Genomic DNA, 22,574 nt, shown 5'->3' on the forward strand with positions numbered 1-22,574 from the left:
ATTCTAGTATACTGATTTATATTTAGCTGAATAGTATTATCACATTTCAAAATAACGATCATTTATTACAAGATGAATGACAACAATCATCATAAATCCTGATCAGAAACACGACACTATTACTCATCTAAATACACTTTTACAGTGTATAAAGTTTTTGAAATGTCGAAATTAGACTTAAGTTCAGATTTTGTTGTAAAAATCGACGTCAGTCTTATTGCAACCCTTCAAGATTAAGCCATGTTTATGACAAAATGTCGATAAAACCAACAGTCACATCTTTTCTATCATAAAAAAGCGCCTAGTTCTAGGCGCTTAAAAGATCAACTGATTTGATGTTTGGCTTCGGTGGCCTGTATCTGTCGATGTTCTTCATTTAAGTAATCATCAGACTGCATTTCCAATAAACGTGAACGTGTGCGTTCAATTTCAAATGCCAGTTTTTCGCCCTGATAAATTTCAATAATCGAATCTTCAGAAGTCAGTAATAACTTGACACCACGATCATAAAATTCATCGACCAAATAAATAAAACGACGTGTTCCTTCAGACAAGAAGTCTGTTAAATGCGGTACATTGCTCACCAAAACCGTGTTGTAGATGTTGGCAATTTCAATAAAGTCTGCAGGACTACGCGGTTTAAAGCACAGTTCTGAAAATTCACACCACAACACATCTTCAGTATGCGCAATTGTTTCAACAATACGTTGGTTGATAATAATTGGCTCAGAAGAATAATGTTGTGTATTACTCAAAGCACTGAAACGCTGTGCCATCCAGTTTTGATTATCATGCGTTAAAGGCGATTTAAATAATTGCGCCTGTTTCAAAACACGTAAGCGATAATCTACACCAGCATCGACATTTAGCACTTGGCAATGTTTTTTGACCATTTCAATGGTTGGAATAAAACGATCTCGATGGATACCATTTTTATATAAACCGTCTGGGGCGATGTTAGATGTTGCCACCAAAGTAATGCCACGATGGAATAATTTTTGGAACAAGTCACTCAGAATCATCGCATCAGTCACGTTAGATACGAAAAATTCATCGAAACAAATCACCACTGCATCTTTATAAATTTGGTCTGCAACAGAATCGAGCGGGTTACGCTGCCCTGAAAGTTTGTTCAGTTCACGATGCACATGCTGCATAAAGTGGTGAAAGTGCATACGTGTTTTACGTCTAAATGGAATCGAGTCGTAAAACTGATCCATGAGCCATGTTTTACCACGACCTACACCACCCCACATATAAACACCCTGTGGTGCTGTTTGGCGGCGGAAACGGCGGAACGCTTTTTTTGATGCTTTATAGCGTTGAATTAATTCCTGCCACACACGCTCAAGTTCGTGTATAGCCTGCGCCTGCGCATCATCTGGCATAAATTGTCCAGAGGCTAACGCTTGTGCATAACGCTCCGCAGGCGATAATGGAGTAAAGGCTGTGGTTTGTGGCGAATTAAAATCAGACATATTCATCAGTACTTATTTGGGCAAATAGATTATAACGAAGATCGAATCACGAGATATAGCACTTTGGCATAGTTTGCAAAATACTTAGGCTATTTTGTATATTGGCGTGGACTTTGTCCAAACCACCGCTTAAAGGCATGATTAAATGCTGCGGGTTCTGAATAACCAAGTAACTCTGCAATCATTTCAATTGAATATTCCTGATATTCAATTAATCGCAATGCTTTATCTTTGATGAGATCTTCACGAATTTGTTTATAACTGGTGTTCAGTTGTTGCAGTTGATGGCGCAATGTCCGTTCAGGAATTTGCAAAGCATGTGCTGTTTCTGCCATGCTCGGCATACTGCCCTGTTGTAACTCCAAATAATCTTTTACGCGCTGCACTACCGAAGGCGCATCATCTTCAAGTTTAAGTCGCTCTAACTCAATCACACACTTGGCTTCATAACTGCTAAAAGTGACTGCATCGGCAGAGGGAATACGTGCTGTGAGAACTGCATCATCAAACCAAAATGCTGCTTGTGATTGATTAAAAACAATATCTTGACCGTAATAATCATAAAAAGTTTGCAAAACTTCACTTTGCTGCGGCTGTACAAATGGCAATTCTATGCGAATACGTGGCGCACTCATCCCCATCATTTTATATAGGTCTTGAATAAATTTGAATGTGCCTGAAATTTCACACTGCGCACGTAATACACCTAAACTACTATGTAAATCATTGGGTTGATAACACAATGCAATATGTCGCGTGCTATGTTGTAAACTTAGTTTCCCGCTTAAATGCGTCAATCCCTGATATTGAATCCCTTTTTCTAATGCAGTGGCAATATCTGGACTGGTCACCAATAACATCAATAAAGGACCATAACCTGCCAAAGCATAATGCTGTCCAATAAACAGCCCCATTTCAGGTTCTACATCTTCACCAATCACTTTTAGAATATCCCATTCCAAACTCGGATGAATGATTGAACTGGTATCTAGCGCATCTGCACGCAAGCCGATACTTTGCAATTTTGCATCGACATCAACGCCTGCTTTACGCATGCCTTGTATTAAATACATTAAGCCAAGTATGGATCTTTTCATAAAATGAACAGTGCGAAACGGAATATCCTTTTTACCCGATTCGTCCACAGATAGAAATTGCCGAAAATATCAATTTTTATGTCAGCACGATCATGTTACCGCATGCTGGCTTATTCTATCCTGACTCAAACAAAATAAATATAAGGATATCTTCATGCAGGATGCAGCAGCGTATTATCAAGTCGCAATTATTGGTGCAGGCTTTGGCGGATTAGCCATGGCGATTCGTTTACTACAACGCAATATTCATAACTTTGTGATTTTAGAAAAGTCTGATGAAGTGGGTGGTACTTGGCGTGAAAATCAATACCCTGGTGCGGCTTGTGATGTGCAGTCGCATCTGTATTCATTGTCATTTGCACCCAAAACTGACTGGTCAAAACGCTATGCCGAAGCACCAGAAATTTTTCAATATATTCAAGATGTGGTGCAACAATTTAATCTGCGTGAATATTGCCAATTTAACAGCGAAGTGGTGCATACCGAATACCATGAAAAAGACTGTGTATGGCATGTTGCGTTAAAAGATGGCAGACAATTGAGTTGCCAATATTTAGTCTTTGCTTCTGGCCCACTGCATGTGCCACAAATCCCGCACATTAAAGGCATTGAAAAGTTTCAGGGCAAGGTTTTTCACTCGTCTCAATGGGATCATCAATACAACTTAAATAGCAAAGTTGTGGCATCTATTGGCACAGGCGGCAGCGCGATTCAATACATTCCTGAAATTGCACCTCAAGTTAAACAGTTATATGTCATGCAACGTACAGCTGCATGGGTCATTCCACGAGATGAACGCAAATATCTGAATATTGAGAAAAAACTGTTTAAACAAGCAGACTGGTTTAGAAAATTGCATCGTGCGCGTTTGTATTGGTCGAATGAATCACGTGCAATTCCAATCATGCAACCTAGCGTGATGAAATATACCCAAAAACTGGCAGAAGCCTTTATTCGTTTTCAGGTCAAAGACAAACAATTGGCACAAAAACTCACGCCTGACTACATTATGGGATGTAAACGTATTTTAGTGTCCAATAAATACTTCCCAACTTTTAACCGTGACAACGTCGAATTAGTGACTGATGCAATACAGGAATTGACTGCAGACAGCATCATCACCAAAGATGGTAAAATGCGAAAAATTGATTGTCTGATTTATGGCACAGGCTTTATTACCGATCCGCGTATCTATCTACAGCCATTTAGCTGCATTGGTGAACATGGCGTTGAATTAAAACAGGCATGGAAAGATGGCGCAGAAAGCTATTACGGCATTAGCCACAAAGGTTTTCCGAACCTGTTTCAGTTGCTTGGGCCAAATACAGTTTTGGCGCATAACTCGGTTATTTTTATGATCGAATCGCAAGTCGATTACATTCTGCAAATGATGGATTTGGTGGCACAATCACAGAGCAATGCAATTGTAGTAAAAGATCAAGTACAAGATCAATTTAACCACGATGTGCAAGACATGCTAAATAACACGGTTTGGCAATCTGGCTGTGTAAGTTGGTATCAACAAGATGGTGGAAAAAACTTTGCACTTTGGCCAACCTATACTTGGAAATATTGGCTAAAAACCAAGTCGCTGCATCCGAGTGATTTCAGATTAATCAGTAAAGCGGCATAAATTTCCGCTTTTAAAAGCAAACTGGCATAATCAACAGGTTTTTATCTATCTCCCACCTGTTGATCTCATGCAATCTCTTTGGCTGATTTTCCAATTACTCTGCTGTTTATGTCTAGGCTTTGTACTGGCAAAACGCCTCCCTCGAATAATCGAAAAAATTGCGTTTCAACTGCTTCCATATTTTAGCTATATCCTGCTAATTGCAATTGCGATGGAATTTTCACAAACGCTCGGTTCACTACAGCAGCCATCGCATATTCTATCTACAGCTTTACAGATTGCATTTGCTACATCAATTGGTGCTTTTCTGTGTTGTTATTTGCTTTACAAAGGTTTGGGGCTGCAAGCAACGCAAGGCAAAGTTTCATTACAGTTGTTGATTCAATCCTGCATCAACATCAGTTATGCCTTTTTTGCACTTTTGGCAGGCTACGTGCTGCATCTACTTTTTAGTGCTATGGATTTCCAAGTTCAGATCAACACTTGGTATTTACTGTTGCTGTTTATGTGGATGATTGGACTCGATCTCGCTTATTCGCCTTTAGATCGTTCTTGGCTGAATTGGAAAATTTTAATGGTGCCCGTAGGCTGTATTTTCGGTTCAGTTGCAGGGGTACTACTTTGCGCACTTTGGCTCCCCATCGCTCTACAAGATTTGCTTATGCTCTCACAAGGTTATGGATTTTATTCCATGAGCGGGATTGTGGTGTCGGAACTTCGCAATGCCGAATTGGGTAGTATTGCGTTAATGAATGATTTATTCAGAGAGATTTTTGCGATATTGCTGATGTATATTTTGGGATGGCGTTATCCACGTGCTGCAATTTCTGCCGCAGGCGCAACTGCCATGGACGTCACTTTGCCCATGGTAAAACAAGCCTGTGGCAACGATTTTATTCCACATGCCATGGTCAGTGGATTTGTATTGTCAATCCTTGCACCCATTGCTGTAAGTGTATTGGCTGCTATTTAAAAAGAATCAACAATTGTCCTCTCTCCCTCTGGGAGAGAGTTGGAGAGAGGGTTTGCGCTCTATTTAGGCGAGAGTTAGAGAGAGGGCTTATCTCCCTTTTAGAGAGTCAGCGATAGTAAAATTAAAGCGTCGCTAAAATATCTTTCAAAGTCTGACGTGGATTTTCAGATTTTGTAATTGGACGACCAATCACCAAATGCGTAGAACCATCCAGCATAGCTTGTTTGGGAGTCACAATACGTTTTTGATCATCGGCATTTGAGCCTTCAGGACGAATCCCTGGAGTTACTAAGGCAAAATCCTGCCCTAAGATTTCACGCAACATTTTGGCTTCTTGCGCAGAACACACCACACCATCTAAACCACTTTCTTGAGTGAGTTTAGCTAAACGCTGAACTTGCTCAAAAGGCTCAATATCTAAACCTAAATCTTTTAAATCTTCACGCCCCATAGAGGTTAGTACAGTCACTGCAATCAGTTGAGTCTGATAATTCCCTGCTTTTAAACGCTCCACACAGGTTTCCATCATTTTACGACCACCTGAGGCATGCACGTTGACCATCCATACGCCTAAATCTGCTGCAGCACATACAGCCTGAGCCGTTGTATTTGGAATATCGTGAAATTTCAAATCTAGAAAAACCTCAAAACCTTTGTCATGCAAGGCTTTCACGACTGCAGGACCTTCATGGGTAAATAACTCTTTACCAACTTTTACTCGACATAATGCAGGGTCTAATTGTTCTGCAATGGTTAAGGCGTCATATTGGCTTTTAGCATCGAGGGCAACAATGATACTCAAGAGAATTACCTATGGATTTGACAAAGAGTCGCTATTATAAAGTGATTCGTGCCAAGCAGATAGTCAAAAAGACAGCTTATCCCCCATCGCAGCGATAATCAGCCATTCGTCAAAGGCACACATAAAAAAACACCCCAAGATAACCTTGAGGTGTTGATGATCAATTCGCTCAACAGAGCAAATTAAAGTGCATTAGAAGAACGATCTTCAGTATGCACATCTAATACCGTTTTTTCATGACGAGTATGCGCAGCAGCTTCAGCAGCAGCCAGTTGAGCTGCATGAATTTGCTCTTTGCGTAGGTATTCAATATCTTTACGTAGTCGCTTAATTTCCCAACTATTTTGGAATACACGGAAAACCTGCACGCCCAACAATAACCCTAGCACCAAACCAAGTGCCAATGTAATCAGTAGCAATAGACCCAAACGCATTGCAGGCACTTGAGTAAATAACAGGTCAACTGAAAGTTCAGTGCCGTTTTGCAAAACCAATGCCAGAGAATATCCAAATAGAATAACTAAAATAGCGACTAGAACGTAACGCATAAACACCCCTAGGAATTTTATTTATTTACAGACTCGTTTACTGCATCACGTAGTGCTTTACCCGGTTTAAAGTGCGGTACAGCTTTAGCCGCAACTTCTACAGACTTACCTGTTTTTGGGTTACGACCTACACGTGGTTCACGGTGATGCAATGCAAAACTACCGAATCCACGAATTTCAATTCGGTTATCTGCCGATAGTGATGCAATCATTTGATCAATCATGATCTTCACAGCTTCTTCCACCAATGGCTCAGCCAAATGTGGATTTTTCAAAGCAATTCGTTCTATCAAATCAGACTTATTAAGTGCTTCAGTAGTCATCTGCGACCTCTTTAATTATCAAGCTACTTTTACCTAAACTGATAATAACCTGTTTAAATACAAAACGGTAGCGTAATAATTGAATACTACGCTACCGTTTACAGTATTTGTGTAAAAAGTATGTGCTAATTTACATTAACCATACAGTTTACCCGCAACTTAGTTGCCCATTTGAGCTTTGATCAAGTCACCAATTGTCTTAGGACCATTGTCTTGACCGCTAGTTGCAGTTTTCAAGTTAGCAACAGCTTCTTTCTCTTCAGCTTCGTCTTTCGCTTTGATAGACAAGTTGATAGAGCGAGATTTACGGTCTACGTTGATGATTTTCGCTTCAACTTCTTGACCAACTTCCAAGAACTTAGTTGCATCTTCAACGCGATCACGGTTGATTTCAGATGCTTTAAGTGTTGCTTCAACTTCGTCAGCTAACTTAACAGTTGCGCCACGAGCATCAACAGCAGTTACAGTACCTTTAACCAAAGCACCACGTTCGTTAGCAGCTAAGAAATCGTTGAATGGATCGCTGTTCAATTGCTTGATACCAAGGCTGATACGGTTGCCTTCAGCGTCTACAGAAAGGATAACCGCTTCAACAGTGTCACCTTTCTTGTAACGACGAATAGCTTCTTCGCCTTGCTCGTTCCAAGAAATGTCAGACAAGTGAACTAGGCCATCGATACCGCCTGGTAAACCGATGAAGATACCGAAGTCAGTGATTGACTTGATTGTACCTGAAACTTTTTCACCTTTGTCGTGGTTCTTAGCAAACTCTTCCCATGGGTTAGCACGAGTTTGTTTGATACCAAGAGAAATACGACGACGCTCTTCGTCCACTTCAAGAACCATAACGTCAACTTCGTCACCAATCTGAACAACTTTAGATGGGTGGATGTTTTTGTTAGTGTGGTCCATTTCTGAAACGTGTACTAAACCTTCAACGCCTTCAGCGATTTCTGCGAAACAGCCGTAGTCAGTTAAGTTTGTTACGCGAGCTTTAACGATAGAACCTTTAGGATAACGGCTCATGATCGCTAACCATGGATCTTCGCCTAATTGCTTAAGACCTAAAGATACGCGGTTACGCTCTTTGTCAAATTTAAGTACTTTAACAGTAACTTCTTGACCCACTTCAACCACTTCTGATGGATGCTTGATACGTTTCCAAGCCATGTCAGTGATGTGAAGAAGACCGTCAATACCGCCAAGGTCAACGAATGCACCGTAGTCAGTAAGGTTCTTAATCGTACCAGTAACAGTTTGACCTTCTTCAAGCTGAGCAAGAAGCGCTTCACGGTCAGCTGAAGATTCAGCTTCCATAACTGCACGACGAGATACAACAACGTTGTTACGTTTAGCATCAAGTTTGATAACTTTGAACTCTAACTCTTTACCTTCAAGGTGAGTTGTGTCACGGATAGGACGAGTGTCTACCAAAGAACCTGGTAAGAACGCACGAACTGGACCGATGTCTACAGTGAAACCGCCTTTAACTTTACCAGAGATAACACCAGTAACGATTTCGCCGTCTTCAAAGATTTTTTCAAGTTTAGTCCAAGTTTCAGCACGTTTCGCTTTTTCACGTGATAAAACAGTTTGGCCCATACCGTTGTCAAGTGCTTCAACAACAACATCAACGGTGTCACCAACTTGAACTTCAAGTTCGCGTTGTTCGTTTAAGAATTCAGCGCGGTCAACAACGCCTTCTGATTTAAGGCCAGTATCAACTGTTACCCAGTCAGAGTCGATGCTTACTACAACGCCTTGGATGACAGCACCCTTTTCAACGTTGAGGTTTAATTCGCTTTCTTCAAAGAGGGCTGCAAAAGATTCGGTCATGATATACCTGATAAAGTCAGCGGTCTTGGATCAGACAAGGCCGGTTTAGTTAAGCGTCTACATAGTCCGTATAGAACTGATCAAGCTATGCGTTCGCTGAATAGGTTTATTTCACGCGGTTAAGCGCGGCAAATAGCAAGCTTCTGATCGACATAAGCCGTCATTAATGCAAACACTTCATCAATGTTCAACTCAGAACTATCAATGATGTAAGCATCTTCTGCGGGCTTGAGCGGAGCAACTGTGCGCTCCATGTCTCGTTTGTCGCGAGCCTGTATATTCGCTAAAATGTCGCTTATTTTAGCATCCAGCCCCATACCCTGCAACTGTTTTACTCGTCTTTGTGCACGTGACTCTGCCGAAGCAGTTAAATAAATTTTAGCCTGCGCATTTGGGAAAATACTGGTCGCCATATCGCGTCCATCTGCAACCAAGCCTGGTGCTTGGGCAAAGGCATGCTGACGTGCAAGTAATGCTGTGCGCAATTCAGGTACTGCCGCAACTTTTGAGGCATATTCCCCCACACGTTCGGTACGTATGGTTTGCGTGACATCTTCACCATCAAGCAACACTTGTGTGCCATCTGGCTGGGTCACAAATTGAATATTGAGCTGTGTTGCAATGGCAACGCATTGACTCAGTTCAGTATCAAGTTGATCTAGCAAATTCTGCTTATGTAACGCCAAACCCAACAAACGATACAACGCACCAGAGTCGAGTAAATGAAACTGATAATATGCTGCCAATTTTGCCGCGAGTGTGCCTTTACCTGAACCGCTAGGGCCATCAATGGTAATAATTTGAACCGTCATGCTGTTTCCGAAATGATTAGAGAGATTTTGCGAGTTTGGATAAACCAATTTTAATTGCAGTTTTCAACTGCGCAAGAATAGCTTTGCTCACAAACGGAACTCGCGCTTGTAGCTCAATGCTATACGTGACCAAGGTTTTGTGATCTGCCACTTGCTGAAATTCAATGGTACCCAAATGATGTTTGATCAATGGATTTTTAATGATTTTATATTCAATCCGCTGATTCGGTTCAAGCACGGTAATTTGCTCTTGCAAAGGTTTAATTGGCCCAATCCCCATACGACGCACCGAACCTACACCATCTGGACGTTCAGGGTCAGCAGAGTCTTTAATGCGCACCACTTGCATTGGTGCAAACGCAATATTATAAGTTGCATGTTTAGAAAGTAATTCAAATACTTGCGCAACTGGCGCATTAAATTCTTTTTTAATTTGAATAGCGTGCATGGTTTGCCCTGATGATGAATGCTATGTTGTGTTTGATTTAGTTTAACGCAAATCAAGCCTAAAACTCAGAACTGGTTTTGATCATGGAGGTCATTTATCAACTATTGCTGCTTTTGTTGTTTCTTTTGCGCACGGCGCATCTTAAAAAAATCACTCAACTGGGCTGAACATTGCTGCTCTAAACAACCTGATTGATACTCAAAAATATGATTGTAATAGCCTGACTCTAAAAGCTTTCTAGCACTGATCAATGAGCCGGCTTTGGGTTCAGTTGCTCCAAATACCACACGTTTGATTCGCGCATGAATGAGCGCACCCACACACATGGTACAAGGCTCCAGTGTGACATAAAGCGTGGCATCTTCAGGCAAACGATAATTTTGAATATGATCACATGCTGCACGGATTGCCACAATTTCGGCATGTGCGGTTGCGTCGTGTAAGGAAATAGGCGCGTTATAACCCGCGCCAATCACTTGATTTTGACTAACGATGACAGCCCCCACAGGAATTTCCCCCTGTGCTGCAGCCAAAGCAGCCTGCGCATAGGCAAGCTGCATCCAGTCTTCATCACTATAGTTCTGTTCTGACATTTAAATATGAGTAAAAATCAATACGAATTAAATAATCTCGTATTGTTTCAATAACTCATTCCAGCTTTCAATGCTCGTCACAGGTGGATTGTCTGCAAAAATGGTTTTGAGCTGCACTGGCCCATTTTGCTGCCAAGCTGGTGCAAGGTCTTTATCGACCAAACGTGCGCGCACACCTTCGACAAAATCTGCGTGGCGAATTTTCCAGTCTGAAATTTGCGTTTCCAGTTCAAACACTTCATTCCAAGCGTGAACCTTCTTACCCCATTGCCATAGTAACCACGTTAAAGCTGCTGTGGTTGGTGAACCTTTTTGCAAGTTTTCACTGGCTTGACGTAACCAATCGCTACGTGCATCGCTTAGACCAATGATGGATTCATAATCACTTTCAAAACTCACACCACGGCACACGCTTTGAATCACATCCAAAGAATTCTGTAGCGGCCCAGGCCCTACAGGACGGTGCATGCTGTTCAAGGTATCATCAATGGCACGGAAGTCACCTGCAGGGTAATGATTCCAGTCAATATTAATGACTTTTTCTAATACAGAAGCGCGTTGTGCATCACAAATATGGGTTGCCCAACCAATACCATACGCACCTGCAGCAGTCATAATTGAACCCGTTAAACCTGTGAACAAGCCAATCGCACCACGGTCAGCCAAGAAACGAGTTGCCCCTACATCTGGGTATAAACCAATGTTAATTTCTGGCATAGCTAAACGTGAATACGGTGTCACCAAACGGAATGGTGCAGCCATAAATAGACCTAAGCCACCACCCATGACATAACCTTCACCCCACACTAAAACAGGCTTGGCATAGTTATGTAGCAACAAGTCCAACGCATATTCTTGCTCAAAGAATTTATTGGCAGTTGCAACCTCATCATTAATGACAAGCTGACGTAATTTACGCACATCACCGCCTGCACAAAATGCTTTTGGTGTGGTCGAATCTAGCCAAATTGCTTTTACGCTATCATCGGTATGAAAGTCTTCAAATACTGCCAATAATGCAGAAACAATAGATTCATCTAAAGCATGCAAAGATTTTGGGCGATTCAAACGTACAATGCGCCAACCGTTATTTGCTTCTTCGACAATTAAATCCGGATGATATTCTTTAGAAATGGGAGAATGTGTCATGCGTCCAGCTGCCAGTCTATAGGCTCAATGCCATTTTGTTTAAGATAATTATTTGATTTTGAAAATACTTTACATCCAAAAAAACCACCGCGGTTTGCTGCCAATGGGGATGGATGCGCTGCCTTCAAAATCAGATGTTTATTTGGATCTATACGTTGTCCTTTACGTTGTGCATACGCGCCCCACAAAATAAACACAATATGCTCACGTTGTTGATTTAACACATCAATCACATGATCTGTAAAATCTTCCCAACCCTGCTTTTGGTGCGAGGTTGGTTGTCCTGCTTCTACCGTTAACACGCTGTTGAGCAGCAATACCCCTTGCTCTGCCCAATGCGTTAAATCACCGTGTCTTGGAATAGGCACACCTAAATCTGTATGTAACTCATGGAAAATATTACGCAAAGATGGTGGCAATGCAACCCCTCTTTGTACAGAAAAACTAAGTCCATGTGCCTGATTAGGTCCATGATAAGGGTCTTGCCCAATAATCACGACTTTCACCTGATTTAAAGGCGTGGTATTTAGAGCATTAAATATCAGTGAACTTGGTGGATAAATCACCTTATTCTGTTGTTTTTCCTGCAACAAAAAATCGCGTAGCGCATCCATTTGTGGACTCAATAAAAATTCAGCTAGATTGTATTTCCAACTCTCATCTAACTGAACTTTATTTAAGCTCGCATATTGCTGCTCAGTAAAAGACATACCGCTATCAATCCTTGTTGATGTCTAATGATGTGATTTAAAGTTTAACTTGTAACTCGACATTCGGGTTTTGGAATGTCATCCCCTGTTTTAATTTTTCATACATTTGTGGGTCTGACCATTCTGTCTGTACTTGCTCAGAGAAATGAATTTGATCCAGACTTAGCAATCCCATCTGCGCATTTTCAATATCTTCCAAAAAGCTTTGTGCATAGCCTGTATCAGTTTCATGTACAATCACAGAATAGACTTCTACATCACCTTCCCCATTTTGTGTGATGGTTGATGCCAAAACTTGTTGTGCCAAATAAAAGAAAATACGTGAAAACTGCTCTGCTGATGGCGATACTGGTAAAGATACCCAACGTGCGCTGAACGTTTTGCAGGCTTGAATATATGCAGGGTCATCCTGCTCCCAAAAACAAATGGCATGATCGAAGGCATCAAATAATTCTTTGATTACACCTTTAAGCAAACCAAAGTCATACACCATTTGTCCATGATCAAGTTTTGAAGCTTTCAGTAATAATTCTACTTTATAGCTATGACCATGAATCGAGCGCTTACAGCGGTCTGAAGTGCAATTACGCACAATATGCGCATTTTCAAACTTAAATAACTTTCGAATTAACATGGGTCTTAACGTCATCAAAATATTTGGGGGATATTCTTTTTAATTATAATGCAAAACGTGAACAATAAGCCAATTTTAGCCCGCAGATTGCCAGACAAAAATCGTAATGATCAGTTTCAGTACAGATATGCAATGCATTTGCATCCGAATAACAGCAACTAAGTCAAGGTTAATGCTAATACTTAAAATGGCGCCAGACTTCGCCCACTGACATTGACAGATTTTTCGCTACGCACCAAATCACTGCTAAATTGACGTTTGCGCTCGCCCAATACCACTTCAATTTTGGCTTTAAAATAATGGGATTGCACACCCAATAAACTTGTAAATTCATTGCGTATCGCGCTATCGACAGCTTGAAAGCCATCTAACTCCCACAAAGCATTTACATTGCTAAAGTGCTCTAAATTGGCATTACGACGATCAAGTAGATTTTGCACAGCAACCACATCCAATTTTTCATCAAAGCTCGCCAAAACTAAAGCAGGTGCGGTATTAATATTGATAGTGGTATCTCGTTTTGGCAAGGCACTCACATAAGGTGCAATTTGCTGATACTTCGCACCTTCAAAACCACGGACTTGTTTTAATTCTTCCGCACTATGAAACAAGCTATTGGGCGGTAAATAAGGAATTGGCAAACCTTGGTAATAACTCGACTCTGCACCCATAGCACCACTCGGTTCATCATCTGCATCTTGCCAATCAATCACAGCTTCACTTAATTGCGCAGGTAGCCCAACACGCTGCAATAATTTTTCAAAATATTTTTTTGCTTTTTCGTTTACTTGATCTTCGGTTGTCAGCAAACTATTTAAATTAAATTTCCCTGACTCATCTTGCAGCACGCCCGATACATAACCATCTTCGACTGGAAATGGCGGCATCGGTTTTGCCCAGTTCTCTTGTAAGTGATCAACTTGGCCTGCATTTTCAGCATCATCTTGCAGTAATTCTGCAAAAAATACTTCAGCACTTTTGGCATATAACAATGCCTGATTTTGACGCATCAAATAGGCGGTATTTTCACTGGTGTACATTTGCCGCTTGGCAATGGTCGCTGCCAAAATCGTAGCTAAGGCAACCAACATCAAAATCGTAATCAAGGCGATGCCTTGTTGTGATTTGATGATGCTACCTAAGCGCTGAGTCGATTTTGAATACATTGCCACTGTGCCTTTAATTGTCTTTCTTCTTTAAAAAATCAGTCTGCAATAAGCTAAATATCCATTCGTATTGCACGTCACGCACGGTTAAATTTATTTTTATTCCTTTCGGGAGTAGCCTTAATTGTTCAGTTTGCTGCGAATCGACACTGCTTTCAGGCCAACTGCTCAATTCATTTGGATTCAAAACCATAATCTCAAAGGCTTCGACTTCATCCAACATCACGCTCGACTCAGGCTGATCATTGCCCGTTTGATGCAAATTACGATATTTTAAACGATACAATTTTTTTTCATCGGCACGATATTGATATTCAACACGCTCATGGGGTGAAATACTCTGCTGCAAAGGATCGGTCACCCCTGTTTTACTGAAATTAAAACGTCCATTTTGTAAAACCAAAGCAGGTTGTTGCTGCCCTTTGACATTGGCCGTTAATGGAACAGCCTGCATCGTGTCACGTAATATTTGTTGATAGCTTTCTTGCAACTGTTCTAGATTGGCTTCATGCATCGCATTGCGATCTTTGACTTTGGCGAGATAATCAAATACTTTCCAACCCAAAGCAGACAGCACTGCAAAAATTGCAATAGCGACTAGCAACTCAACTAAAGTGAAGCCTTTCTTTGTACTCATGATTGCTGCTCACGGGCATTAAAAAACTCCAAAGAAGTCACTCCTGCTTCAACTTGTCCTGTGTCTTGATTATATAAACTGATTTGAAGATCGACACGTTGCACATTCGGACTAATGGTTGGCTGTGTGGACTTGTCAATTTGCCATGTTTCGCCCTGTTGTGTCACTTGCTTTGACTCTGTTCCACTTAACCATTGCCGATTCATTTCCATCAATGCCACTTCATTCAAAGCCACAAATTGTGCTTTGGTTCTTAAAATTGCATTGGCGGTGGATTGGGTATATTGCATCGCCACTTTGGTCATTGCCATAGCTGCTGTTGCAAAAATTGCCAAAGCCACCATAACTTCAAGTAGTGTAAATCCTTTAGCTTTCATGGATTTTTCCTAAATGATCGACCTCTATTTCCGCACCTACAGGACGCTGTTCTAAATAGAACTGAATACGCACAGGTTTGGCTTCACCATTGCCCAGCCAAATCAGTGCGGGTGCATTACCTTGCAGCAACTCACTATTGTTAGCATTCGGATAGCTTTGTTCTAAAGATAAAATTTGGATAGAAACTTGTTCAGGCAACGTTCTGCTTTTAAATTCGCCATAGTTTTGCCATTTTTGATTATTTTGCAGGGTTAATTGTTGTTCTGAAGCATAAGGCTGATATTCCAGTACATCATATCGCGCAGGTGAAACATCGGTTGCTTGATGCAAATTGAGTGCAAAAATACGCGCTTGATCATTGGCTTCACGATTCAGTTTACGCAAATCCAATAAAAACACTTCCCGCGCCTGCATGGCTTTACGCTGATCAACACCACCGATATTCATTAAAACCAGCGATGCCATAATCGCCATAATGACTATCACCACCATCAATTCAATGAGCGTAAAACCGCGAACCGAAGATAGTGGTGTGTTCATAGCGTATTAATTCAATTGCTCGAAAGATTGTGCTTGTTTGGGCATCGCCAACGCTTGATCGATATAGGCCACACGTAAAGTATCCCGGGAACCTAAATAACGCTGATAGAAACTTGAGTTTAAAATGGCTGCCGCACCATGCGTAAGTGCCCAAATTGAAGCCAGATAATCACGCACTTCCATCTGACTATTAATAGATTCCAAATATTGTTCAGTCATACGGATAATGATGCGTAATCGGCTTTTACGAACCTGATATAGTTCACTAAACAACAAGCCAATGCCAACACCCGTTGTAGAAAGGCGTTCTTCAATTTGATGAAAAAGCACAGTACGTTCAGGATGATGTAAGTGATGCAGCATAAAAAATGCTAGATGTTCAGGAAACTGTTTTTCCGCATCTTTAATCATTTCTAGCAACATGCGCTCATTACGAATAATAAGCAACATATATAGTTCATCTTTACTTTGAAAGTGTTTATATAGAGTACCTTTGGCCAAATCCAGTTCTGCTGCCAAAGCATCAAGGGTCATTCCTGCTTCACCATTTTCCAAAAGCAACTGCTCTGCCACTTGGAAAATTAACGTTTCTCTTGCTCGAAACTGAGCCTGACGATCCATCTTCACCCGATAAACTCTCTTTTCACTATTCAATCAATGGAAATTTTTAATATCACCAGAACATTAAATTTTTGCATCATTCCACTATGCAAATTAATGTCCTTTGAGCAGGTTTTCAAAGTTTTGTGTTGTTATGAAAGCCATTTCCTCTAAGGACTTATCATATACATCACTTAGGGCTTTGGCTACATACGGAACGTATTTTGGCTCATTTGTCTTACCGCGATATGGCACAGGTGCCAAATATGGACTATCAGTTTCAATTAAGACACGGTCTAAAGGTACTTGCTTAGCCACATCACGTAAATCTTGTGCATTTTTAAAGGAAACAATGCCTGAAAACGACACATAATAACCGCAATCTAACACCGCTTTGGCGGTTGCCCAGTCTTCAGTAAAGCAATGTAATACACCATGTGTCGATTTTTCTGCACGGATAATATCTACCGTATCTTGCTTAGCAGCACGGGTATGTACCACCACAGGTTTTTTTACAGCTTGTGACGCATGAATATGCCGTGCAAAACAGGCTTTTTGCTCTGCGACAAAATCGGTACTGTGAAAATAATCTAGACCTGTTTCGCCCAAAGCCCAGACTTTGTCTGCTTGTGCCAAAGCAATCAGTTGCTCGGTGGTGGCGCGTGCCATATTTTCAGCGTTTTCACAAGGATGCACACCCACGCTATAACCGACATCGGCATGACGTGCTGCAATTTTTGACAATGCAATATGATCGTCTAAATCGACAGAGATACCCATAATTTTAGACACCCCCGCTAGGCGTGCCTGAGCAATTGCTGCGTCTAAGTCACCATCATAAGGGCTTAAATCCAGCATCGTTAAATGACAATGTGTATCTACAAACACGATTTTTTCCTAAAAGCAAACAACCTACATAGTGTAACTGTTACGGTTGTCAGACTTAAGCCCCGCAAGGATTCTTTCGGCTTCAGATTTGTAATAAACGCCTTTTTCACCGCTCAGTTGAATGCCAAAGCCCTGCAATTTAATGCCATTTTGCTTTTGCGAAATCCAGATGACTTTTCCTGTAAGTGGAATTTTTTGTGATTGTTCAGGCAAAGTTGCAAGTACGAAGATTTCTTCACCCATTTTTACAGGTTGTTTTGAGGGTACAAATAAGCCACCACCCACAACGTATGGCATATAACTTAAATATAGCGTTTCGACATCAGGAATATTGGCCTGAATAATACCGCCCATACGTGGTTGCATCATGTTCCCCTTAAATATTCATTAACTTAATACATAGCTGATCAAGCACCAGATTACTTTGCACGTTTTGCTCAAGCATTGGCTTGGCTTGCTGTAATTCTGCATATAAACCAAACAGACTTTCCAAGTCATATTGTTCAGCCAAATGCTGCAAAGCGGTGCTTAAATCCAAATTTTTAATGCTTTGATTTAGCTTGACACAAATTAAATCACACAACAAGTATTCAAACATCTGACTAAAATCAGTAAAGCTCAGCGCCTTGTTCCACTTGGTTGCGATTGCCAGCGGCATATTTTTTTGCGTCACCAGTTTATACCAGTCTTTGAGAAAATCTGTACGCTGTTCTAGCCATTCCACCTGAGCCAACTGTAAAGCCTGCAACGGCATTTGATTAGATAAATTCATCAATAATTGCTGCTTTTCCGCATCTACATCAGGTAAATGTTGCTGCAAATATGCCGTAGCCTGTGCAGCATCAATCCGGTCTAAAGCAAAGTGCTGCAAACGGCTACGAATGGTTGCAGGTAATTTAAGATAATGATCTGCCAGCAAAATAATCACGATGCGATCACCCGGTTCTTCGAGGGTTTTCAACAACGCATTGGAAGATGCAATATTTAAGGCTTCAGCAGGTTCAATCACAATCACCCGCCAGCCATCTACCGTTTGCTGGACAAAAGGTAATAAATCACGGATCTTCTCGATCTTAATTTTCGCGTTTTGCTTTTTATTCTCTTCATCGGTGCTGATATAGACATAATTCGGATGTGTATCTGATTTTAACCACTGACAACTGCTACATTCACCACAAGGCTGTGACTGCACATCACGCTGTTGGCATAAAATCCAAGCCACAAATTGCTGTGCAAAGGCTTCTTTACCACAACCCTGTTTGCCAAAAAACAATAAACCATGCCCCATTTTGGGAAATCGCCCTGTCAGGTTTTCCCAAACTTGTTGCTGCCAAGGATATACTTGTCCAATTACATCACGTTGCATGGTCGGTGATTCACTTACTCAAAATGGGCAATATCCATTGCATTCAAACGGTCTAAGTCTGCTTGGGTATCTACACCCGGTGGTAAATTGGCTTCTGCAACTGCAATGGCAATACGATGTCCATTTTCCAATACACGCAATTGCTCTAGGCTTTCCAGCTTTTCCAATGTTCCCATTTCCCAAGTCACATATTCTTGTAGCAATTCCACACGGTACGCATACAAGCCTAAATGACGATAAGCATGTGCATGCAATTGTGGTGTCGCTGCTTTTGCACCATCGCGGTCATAAGGAATCGTGGCACGGCTAAAATACAAAGCCTGATTGTGTTTAGACATGACCACTTTAACAATGCTGTCGCGAGTAAATTCATCTAGTTGCTGAATCGGCTCACATAGCGTAGACATCGAGCATTCAGGTTGAGCTTCTAACAACTGCGCCACTTGTTGCACCAATTGCGCAGGCAAAAGTGGCTCATCGCCCTGCACATTGACGATAATATCGTTTTTATCCCAACCTTTAATGCGCGCCACTTCACTTAAACGATCTGTACCTGATGGATGGTCTGCCGAAGTCAGCACTACATCTACACCTTCGGCACGGCATAATTCTGCAATACGAGCATCATCGGTCGCCACACACAAGTCATCAAAACCTGCCACTTTTTTTGCCTGATCAACCACACGTAAAATCATGGCACGACCATGAATTTCCAGTAAAGGTTTGCCTGGCAGGCGTGAACTAGCATAACGTGCAGGGATAACAATGTGCTTCATAATTTTCCTTATCATGGTCTTTCAGGCAGGTTTAAACCCAATTGTTTCAATTGTTGATGTAAGGTGACATAGCAGGCCGATGACAATACTGCATCTACAGGTACAACCCAAATTTCACGCTGAAAATCTGGATATTGTTTTAACAGAGGCAATAACTTTACTGCATCTTTTTCTGTGGTAATAATCGGTTGCGAATCTTCAAACTGCAAATCGGTAATTTCATAGTCATGGTGGTCTGGAAACTCATGGCATTGAAATTGGGTCACACCCATCGACTCTAAAGTTTTATAAAACCGCTCAGGAAAGCCAATGCCCACGACAGCATAAAAATTTTGGGTCGGATCAAAAATTAATTCTTGTGCGGGATGCAATAAGTATGGCGCTGCAACGGCCAAATGCATATTTAATTCAGAACTCGGTTGCGCTGCATGTTCAATCACCGTGGCATGCTCTAATCGAGATTTTGGTTCACGCAAATAACCTTCGGGCAATATTTTCTCGTTACCCAAACCACGATTATTATCTAAAACAATCCATTCCAATTGACGGTTTAAAGCCAAATGCTGCAAACCATCATCACTAATAATTAAATCCAATTCATGCTGTGCAAGTAACAATTCAATACTTTTTTGACGATTTGGCCCCACAGCCATCGGTACGCCTGTAGATTGCACAATCAAAGTCGGTTCATCGCCCACTACGTCAACATTAGCGTCAATGCTGACATAGGCTGGAAATGGGCCTTTTCCGCCATAACCACGGCTAATCACGCCAACACGAACATCTAAACTTTGTAGATATTTGACCAAGTGAATCAGCAAAGGGGTTTTGCCGCTGCCACCCACAGTAATATTGCCAATCACCATCACAGGTACGGGCGCGGTATAAGCGGTTTTAATACCTGAACGATATAAGTTTTGATTGAGCAAACTCACGCCACGGTACAATAAAGACAAGGGCCTAAGCACAACTAGCCATTTGGCCTGTTGCTGCCAAGCGTCCTGAATAAATTGTGCCAAAGACATGAATTAATGTTCCTCGAAGTTACGCTGATGCAACTGAAAGTACGCGCCTTTTTGCGCCATGAGTTCCTGATGAGTACCTTGTTCTAAAATACGTCCCTGATCCATCACTACAATACGGTCAGCATTTTCGATGGTAGATAAACGGTGTGCAATGACAATGGTGGTACGGTCTTGCATAGCCGCATCAAATGCACGTTGAATAAAGTATTCAGATTCATTGTCTAAAGCACTGGTGGCTTCATCTAAAATTAAAATTGGTGCATTTTTTAAGATTGCACGTGCAATGGCAATACGTTGTCGCTGACCACCAGACAAATTCAAGCCTTGCGCACCTAATGCTGTGTCGTAGCCTTGCGGTAAAGCCATAATAAAGTCATGTGCATAAGCCGCTTTGGCTGCAGCAATCACTGCTTCATCACTCGCACCTTCAAGCTGACCATAGGCAATATTTTCACGCACCGTACGGTTAAACAATACCACTTGCTGATTGACCATAGCAATTTGTGAACGCAGGCTATTCAGCTCAATGTCACGAATATCCTGCTGATCAAACAAAATTTGCCCTGAAGATACTTCCTGAAAACGTACCAACAGATTGGCCAATGAGGTTTTACCCGCACCTGAACGCCCAACTAAAGCCACAGTTTCACCTGCTTTGACATCCAGATTAAAATCATGAATGGCATGATGCCCATCGGAATACACCAAATTCACATTCTTAAATTGCAAATTACCTTTTAAGTCTGGTGTAAGCGTCCCGTGATTATCTTCTTCAGGCATATCGAGCAATTCAAAAACCGAATGCGCTGCTGCCAAACCGCGTTGTAATTTTTCATTAATATCGGTAAGGGCTTTAATTGGTTTGCTCAACATACCTGCGGCAGTAATGTAGGCTACAAACTCGCCTGCTGAAATATCACGTAGAATTTCTGGGCGTAAGGCAATCCAGATAATAATTGCCAAAGCAATGGACATAATGAACTGCACCACAGGGCTGTTCAATTGCTGCACTGCCACCATCTTTAAACCACGACGCAGGTTTTCTAAAGAGTTTTCTTTAAATCGGCTTTGTTCATAGGTCTGACCACCAAAACCTTTGACGACCAAATTACCATTCACCGTTTCTTGCACCACGTGGTTTACATCCCCCATGGTGTCTTGTACTTGAATAGATAAACGACGCATGCGTTTTGCAGCTTTACGAATCAGCAAGCCAATTAATGGGCCAAATACCAAAATACAGAGGGTCAAACGCCAGTTGGTATACAGCAAATAGCCGAGCAAGCCGAGTGTAATCAAACCCTGTTGTACCAATGTACGCAGCGATTCTGTAGATGCAGCGGTCAACTGCTCTACGTTATACATAATTTTGGCAGTAATGTGCCCACTGGTATTATCTAAGTAATACTGTGCAGGTAAACGCAGCAATTTAGCAAAGACTTCCTGACGGATATTGAATACCAAATTACGTGAAATCACTGCGGTATAGTAACCGCCAATAAAAGTTCCCAAACCACGGAAAAACATCAGTGCAATGACTAATAGCGGAAATAGTGTGGTGAAAGATTGGTCACGCTCCTGAATGGCATTAATAATTTTTTCCAAGAGTTTTGCCACAGATACTTCTGTGGCTGCATTAATGGCGAAACCGATAATCACCAAGATTGCCAAGCCCCAAAATGGGAGCAAATATCTCAGAAGACGGCGATAGACCTGTAAATCCTTCTTCACTAATAACCTCGAGTTGGGACTTTCGTACTGATATTGATGTTGACGAAACCAAGTTGTCCTGCGACATCCATCACTCGAATCACATCTTGATGAGTGGCTTTGGCATCTGCAGCAATGATAAACATTAAATCACGTCGATCTTGAGAAATTTGTTTAATTGCTGTGCTTAAATCTGCCACTTCCTTAGTCGAAAGTGCCTGACCATTGACAGAATAATGCCCTGAAGAATCTACCACGACTTCAATTTTATGTTCATAAGATTTTGGTGGTACGCCTTGCGCATCTGGCAAAGTTAAATTCATACGGCTAAATTGGTTAAATGTGGTCGAAAGCAACAAAAACACCAAGATGAACAGTAAACAGTCAATCATTGGAGTCAGGTTAATATGAATATCTTCAACTTGCGAGCGTTTGAATTTCATAAACTCACC

26 protein-coding genes are annotated in these 22,574 nt (G+C 41.4%); 2 read left to right on the top strand and 24 right to left on the bottom strand.

Features of this window, described 5'->3' with window-relative positions:
* Positions 1-323: 323 nt before the first annotated feature.
* On the bottom strand, positions 324-1,478 hold the full coding sequence (zapE, locus tag FTT74_RS05990; RefSeq protein WP_179988727.1) for a cell division protein ZapE: 1,155 nt from the start codon (positions 1,476-1,478) through the stop codon (positions 324-326).
* 89 nt (positions 1,479-1,567) lie between these two features.
* Positions 1,568-2,575, bottom strand: coding sequence for an AraC family transcriptional regulator (locus tag FTT74_RS05995; protein WP_171501106.1), 1,008 nt, complete (start codon positions 2,573-2,575; stop codon positions 1,568-1,570).
* A gap of 154 nt (positions 2,576-2,729) precedes the next feature.
* On the opposite strand from FTT74_RS05995, the gene FTT74_RS06000 reads away from it, so the two are divergent.
* Both FTT74_RS06000 and FTT74_RS06005 read left to right on the top strand, forming a co-directional pair.
* Positions 2,730-4,208 (top strand): NAD(P)/FAD-dependent oxidoreductase, encoded by a 1,479-nt coding sequence (locus tag FTT74_RS06000; protein ID WP_154320792.1) that lies wholly within the window; start codon positions 2,730-2,732, stop codon positions 4,206-4,208.
* Positions 4,209-4,275: 67 nt separating this feature from the next.
* Positions 4,276-5,181 (top strand): lysine exporter LysO family protein, encoded by a 906-nt coding sequence (locus FTT74_RS06005; protein ID WP_004976767.1) that lies wholly within the window; start codon positions 4,276-4,278, stop codon positions 5,179-5,181.
* A gap of 121 nt (positions 5,182-5,302) precedes the next feature.
* Here the strand turns inward: FTT74_RS06005 and pyrF are convergent, their stop codons facing one another.
* The 22 genes from pyrF to FTT74_RS06115 all read right to left on the bottom strand — a co-directional run bounded on the left by pyrF (position 5,303) and on the right by FTT74_RS06115 (position 22,565).
* Positions 5,303-5,983, bottom strand: coding sequence for an orotidine-5'-phosphate decarboxylase (gene pyrF / locus FTT74_RS06010; protein ID WP_019836519.1), 681 nt, complete (start codon positions 5,981-5,983; stop codon positions 5,303-5,305).
* Between the two features lie 182 nt (positions 5,984-6,165).
* Positions 6,166-6,531 carry a lipopolysaccharide assembly protein LapA domain-containing protein gene (locus tag FTT74_RS06015; RefSeq protein WP_004976771.1) on the bottom strand — a complete coding sequence of 122 codons (366 nt, stop codon included), beginning with the start codon at positions 6,529-6,531 and terminating at the stop codon, positions 6,166-6,168.
* A gap of 17 nt (positions 6,532-6,548) precedes the next feature.
* Positions 6,549-6,854: an integration host factor subunit beta gene (locus FTT74_RS06020; protein WP_004976773.1), complete on the bottom strand. Its 306-nt coding sequence runs from the start codon at positions 6,852-6,854 to the stop codon at positions 6,549-6,551.
* Positions 6,855-7,013: 159 nt separating this feature from the next.
* Positions 7,014-8,690 (bottom strand): 30S ribosomal protein S1, encoded by a 1,677-nt coding sequence (gene rpsA / locus FTT74_RS06025; RefSeq protein WP_004976774.1) that lies wholly within the window; start codon positions 8,688-8,690, stop codon positions 7,014-7,016.
* Positions 8,691-8,809: 119 nt separating this feature from the next.
* Positions 8,810-9,502: a (d)CMP kinase gene (gene cmk / locus FTT74_RS06030; RefSeq protein ID WP_154320795.1), complete on the bottom strand. Its 693-nt coding sequence runs from the start codon at positions 9,500-9,502 to the stop codon at positions 8,810-8,812.
* A gap of 16 nt (positions 9,503-9,518) precedes the next feature.
* Complete coding sequence (locus tag FTT74_RS06035) at positions 9,519-9,950, bottom strand: SRPBCC family protein (protein WP_019836521.1); 432 nt, start codon at positions 9,948-9,950, stop codon at positions 9,519-9,521.
* A gap of 101 nt (positions 9,951-10,051) precedes the next feature.
* Positions 10,052-10,543, bottom strand: coding sequence for a tRNA adenosine(34) deaminase TadA (tadA, locus tag FTT74_RS06040; protein WP_004976782.1), 492 nt, complete (start codon positions 10,541-10,543; stop codon positions 10,052-10,054).
* Between the two features lie 27 nt (positions 10,544-10,570).
* The gene (locus tag FTT74_RS06045; RefSeq protein WP_004976784.1) at positions 10,571-11,692 is read right to left on the bottom strand and encodes an enoyl-CoA hydratase/isomerase family protein; all 1,122 of its coding nucleotides are present in this window, start codon (positions 11,690-11,692) and stop codon (positions 10,571-10,573) included.
* Entirely contained in the window at positions 11,689-12,402 is a 714-nt protein-coding gene (gene ung / locus FTT74_RS06050) for a uracil-DNA glycosylase (protein WP_004976786.1), read from the bottom strand. Before ung ends, FTT74_RS06045 begins: the two co-directional genes overlap by 4 nt.
* Positions 12,403-12,439: 37 nt before the next feature.
* Positions 12,440-13,036 (bottom strand): 6-carboxytetrahydropterin synthase, encoded by a 597-nt coding sequence (locus FTT74_RS06055; protein WP_104851897.1) that lies wholly within the window; start codon positions 13,034-13,036, stop codon positions 12,440-12,442.
* A gap of 182 nt (positions 13,037-13,218) precedes the next feature.
* Complete coding sequence (gene gspK, locus FTT74_RS06060; RefSeq protein ID WP_171501107.1) at positions 13,219-14,202, bottom strand: type II secretion system minor pseudopilin GspK; 984 nt, start codon at positions 14,200-14,202, stop codon at positions 13,219-13,221.
* 13 nt (positions 14,203-14,215) lie between these two features.
* The gene (gspJ, locus tag FTT74_RS06065; RefSeq protein ID WP_131261480.1) at positions 14,216-14,839 is read right to left on the bottom strand and encodes a type II secretion system minor pseudopilin GspJ; all 624 of its coding nucleotides are present in this window, start codon (positions 14,837-14,839) and stop codon (positions 14,216-14,218) included.
* The gene (gspI, locus tag FTT74_RS06070; protein WP_179988726.1) at positions 14,836-15,216 is read right to left on the bottom strand and encodes a type II secretion system minor pseudopilin GspI; all 381 of its coding nucleotides are present in this window, start codon (positions 15,214-15,216) and stop codon (positions 14,836-14,838) included. The genes gspJ and gspI overlap by 4 nt, the downstream gene beginning before the upstream one ends.
* Entirely contained in the window at positions 15,206-15,757 is a 552-nt protein-coding gene (locus tag FTT74_RS06075; RefSeq protein ID WP_131261481.1) for a prepilin-type N-terminal cleavage/methylation domain-containing protein, read from the bottom strand. Before FTT74_RS06075 ends, gspI begins: the two co-directional genes overlap by 11 nt.
* 6 nt (positions 15,758-15,763) lie before the next feature.
* Positions 15,764-16,378: a TetR/AcrR family transcriptional regulator gene (locus tag FTT74_RS06080; protein WP_096901168.1), complete on the bottom strand. Its 615-nt coding sequence runs from the start codon at positions 16,376-16,378 to the stop codon at positions 15,764-15,766.
* 93 nt (positions 16,379-16,471) lie between these two features.
* Positions 16,472-17,245, bottom strand: a complete 774-nt coding sequence (locus FTT74_RS06085; protein WP_004976800.1) for a TatD family hydrolase — start codon at positions 17,243-17,245, stop codon at positions 16,472-16,474.
* A 24-nt stretch (positions 17,246-17,269) separates the two neighbouring features.
* Positions 17,270-17,611 carry a PilZ domain-containing protein gene (locus FTT74_RS06090; protein ID WP_026438361.1) on the bottom strand — a complete coding sequence of 114 codons (342 nt, stop codon included), beginning with the start codon at positions 17,609-17,611 and terminating at the stop codon, positions 17,270-17,272.
* Positions 17,612-17,621: 10 nt separating this feature from the next.
* Entirely contained in the window at positions 17,622-18,611 is a 990-nt protein-coding gene (locus tag FTT74_RS06095; RefSeq protein WP_131261482.1) for a DNA polymerase III subunit delta' C-terminal domain-containing protein, read from the bottom strand.
* A 14-nt stretch (positions 18,612-18,625) separates the two neighbouring features.
* On the bottom strand, positions 18,626-19,387 hold the full coding sequence (gene kdsB / locus FTT74_RS06100; RefSeq protein WP_004976805.1) for a 3-deoxy-manno-octulosonate cytidylyltransferase: 762 nt from the start codon (positions 19,385-19,387) through the stop codon (positions 18,626-18,628).
* Positions 19,388-19,398: 11 nt separating this feature from the next.
* Positions 19,399-20,412, bottom strand: a complete 1,014-nt coding sequence (lpxK, locus tag FTT74_RS06105) for a tetraacyldisaccharide 4'-kinase (protein WP_131261483.1) — start codon at positions 20,410-20,412, stop codon at positions 19,399-19,401.
* Between the two features lie 3 nt (positions 20,413-20,415).
* Positions 20,416-22,143, bottom strand: coding sequence for a lipid A export permease/ATP-binding protein MsbA (gene msbA, locus FTT74_RS06110; protein ID WP_179988725.1), 1,728 nt, complete (start codon positions 22,141-22,143; stop codon positions 20,416-20,418).
* Positions 22,143-22,565 (bottom strand): biopolymer transporter ExbD, encoded by a 423-nt coding sequence (locus FTT74_RS06115; protein WP_004976812.1) that lies wholly within the window; start codon positions 22,563-22,565, stop codon positions 22,143-22,145. The genes msbA and FTT74_RS06115 overlap by 1 nt, the downstream gene beginning before the upstream one ends.
* Positions 22,566-22,574 lie beyond the last annotated feature (9 nt).

The sequence above is a fragment of the Acinetobacter sp. YH01007 genome (genome assembly GCF_013420425.1).
Lineage (GTDB): Bacteria > Pseudomonadota > Gammaproteobacteria > Pseudomonadales > Moraxellaceae > Acinetobacter > Acinetobacter towneri.